Source organism: Catenulispora rubra, assembly GCF_015356825.1.
In the GTDB taxonomy this organism is placed as follows: Bacteria; Actinomycetota; Actinomycetes; order Streptomycetales; family Catenulisporaceae; genus Catenulispora; species Catenulispora rubra.
Map to the genome: position 1 here is coordinate 1 of NZ_JAACYW010000536.1, position 3,047 is coordinate 3,047.

Here is a 3,047-nt window from a genome sequence, read left to right on the forward strand (position 1 = left end):
ATAAGAGACAGGTCCGGATCCTCGCACAGCACGTAGGCGCGCGCCACCGGCAAAGCAGCAGCAGTCTCCGGCTCGCGCACAGGCACCGGCAGACCAGCGGGCTCCAGCTCACGCGCTGACACCGGCAGACCAGCACGCTCCGGCTCGCGCGCAGGTACCGACAAACGAAAAAGCTCCAGCTCTGGCTCGGGCGCAGGCACCGGCAGACCCGCAGGCTCCGACTCCGGCTCGCGCAGCGGCACCGACGAACCAGCAGGCTCCGGCACCGGCTCGCGCGCAGGCGCAGGCGTAGGCGTAGGCGCAGGCGTAGGCGCAGGCGTAGGCGCAGGCGTAGGCGCAGGCGTAGGCGTAGGCGCAGGCGTAGGCGCAGGCGTAGGCGCAGGCGTAGGCGCAGGCGCCGGGGCCTGCTCGATGATCACGTGGGCGTTCGTGCCGCTGATTCCGAACCCTGAGACACCGGCGCGACGCGGGTGGCCCAGTCCTGGCCACGGCCGTGCTTCGGCCAGTAGTTCCACTGCGCCGGCGGACCAGTCCACTTGGGGGGTCGGCTCGTCCACGTGCAGCGTTTTGGGCAGCACCGCGTGCCGCATCGCCATGACCATCTTGATGATTCCGGCGATCCCTGCTGCGGCTTGTGCGTGGCCGATGTTCGACTTCACCGATCCCAGCCACAGTGGCTCGGCGCCGTCGCGGCCCTGGCCGTAGGTCGCCAGCAACGCCTGCGCCTCGATGGGGTCGCCCAGCATCGTGCCGGTGCCGTGGGCCTCGACCGCGTCCACGTCGGCGGAGCCCAGACCCGCGTTGGCCAGCGCTGCCCGGATCACTCGCTGCTGCGCCAAGCCGTTCGGCGCGGTCAGGCCATTGGATGCGCCGTCCTGGTTGATCGCCGAGCCGCGCACCACGCCCCAGATTCGGCGACCGTTGCGGACCGCGTCCGACAGCCGCTCCAGCAACAGGACGCCGGCGCCCTCGGACCAGCCGGTGCCGTCCGCCGACGCCGAGAACGACTTGCACCGGCCGTCGGGAGACAACCCCCGCTGCCGCGAGAAGCCGACGAACGCCTCGGGCGTCGCCATCACCGTCACCCCGCCGGCCAGCGCCAGCGAAGACTCGCCGCTGCGCAGCGACTGTGCGGCCAGGTGGACCGCGACCAGCGACGACGAACATGCCGTGTCCAGCGTCACCGCCGGACCTTCCAGCCCCAGGGAGTACGCCACGCGGCCGGACAACACGCTGCCCGCGCCGCCGGTGATCAGGTAGCCCTCGACGCCCTCCGCCTCGTCGCGCTCGCCACCGTCGTCGTCATCGCCGCCGCGGAAGGCGTATTCCTGATGCATGGCGCCGGTGAAGACGCCGACGGGTGCGCCGCGCAGCGTGCCCGGATCCACACCGGCCCGCTCCAGAGCCTCCCAGGACACCTCCAACATCAGGCGCTGCTGCGGATCCATCGCCAACGCCTCACGCGGGGAGATGCCGAAGAACCCCGCGTCGAACAAGTCCGCGTCGTGCAGGAAACCGCCCGACCGCGTGTAGGACGTGCCCGGATGATCAGGATCATCGTCGAACAGCGAGTCCAGGTCCCAGCCTCGGTACGTCGGGAAGTCCCCGATGACGTCCCGCGCGTCCGAGACTAGGTCCCACAGCCCTTCCGGCGACGCCACCCCGCCGGGGAAGCGGCACGCGATCCCGACGATCGCGATCGGTTCGTCGGCGACCGACGGCCTGCGCACCGACACCGGTGCAGGGATCCGCGCGTCGGCACCGGGCCCGGCGAGGTCGTTCGTACCGGACATCGCGCGGTGCAGGGCCGCGCCCAGAGCGCGCGGCGAGGGATGATCGAAAGCCGCTGTGGGGGGCAGCCGGAATCCGGTGGCCCGCCCCAACCGGTTGCGCAGATCGACGGCCCCCGCAGAGGTGAGCCCGATCTCGGTGAACGCCCGGTCGGCCGGCACCGCCCGCGCCCCCGGCAGCGCGAGGATGTCCGCGACCAGCTCACGGACCAGCCGGACCAGGCGGTCGCGGGCGGCGAGGTCGCCCGGCTCCGGCTGGGATCCGGGGGCCGTCGTGAGGGGGCGCCAGGTGGCGGGCTCGCTGTCGGAGCCGGTCACGGAGCTGGTCGCCGAGCCGGTCGCCGAACCGGTTCCGGTCTCCCAAACGGCCACCCGCGCCAGGTCGAGAGTCAGCGCGGCGTCGAAGTCGGCCGAGCGGAACTCCGGCCCGCACTCCAGTGACAGGGTCCTGATTCCGCGCTCGGAGCGAGCCCGTTCGGCGAAGGCTTCGGCGTACCCGGACAGGGCCGCCGCCTCGGGCGTCGTCGCGGGGGGAGGAAGAAGGACGAGCAGGGAGCCGGCGGTCATCGCGGCCAGCAGGTTGTACAGCCCGGCGACGGCATCGCCGAAGCCGGAGGACTCCGCCATACAGTGGACGACAACCGGCGTCGGAGCCTCGGCCGCGAAGGCACGGCTCACCGCGTCGGCGTCCAACAGGTCCGGAGAGATTGACGCCACCCGCGCGCCGTATGCACCCACCAGATGACGGCTCACCGACGCACCCCGAGGGGTGTCCGCGCCGCAGACGACCACGGTGCCCGGGCCGGTGAAGGCGGCACGGGTGTCGCGGTCGGTGTTCATCAGGACCCGCACACTGCGGGGCGTCAGGACATTGCCGGCGCGGATCGCGAATTGCGAATCGCTGTCGGTCGAAAAGTGTGGCAAGACAGTGCTCTGATCGACATCGACATCGATGTCCGCCAGCACGATCCGTCCGGGCCGCTGCGCCTGCACCGACCGCACCGTCGCCCACACCGCGGCCTGCTCTGGATCCGGTACCCCGTCCTCGGGCCCGGTCCGGACGGCGCCGCGGGTCAGCACGACCAGCCGCGACCGCTCCGTACCGGATTCGTCGGCCCACGCCAGGACCCGCTGCCGGAACGCGTCCAGCCGCAGCCCCAGGTCCGCGACGGCCCCGGTCTCCATCGTCCAGAGCGTTGTCTCGACGGGGTCGGCAGCAACCTCAGCCGGTTCCGCCCCCGCCCTCCACACCACCCG

At 72.1% G+C, this 3,047-nt stretch carries 1 protein-coding gene; it reads right to left on the bottom strand.

Annotated features, from left to right (window positions below):
- On the bottom strand, positions 1-2,975 hold a 2,975-nt coding region (locus GWK61_RS60410), incomplete at its 3' end, for a beta-ketoacyl synthase N-terminal-like domain-containing protein (RefSeq protein ID WP_323748190.1).
- Between the last annotated feature and the right edge of the window lie 72 nt (positions 2,976-3,047).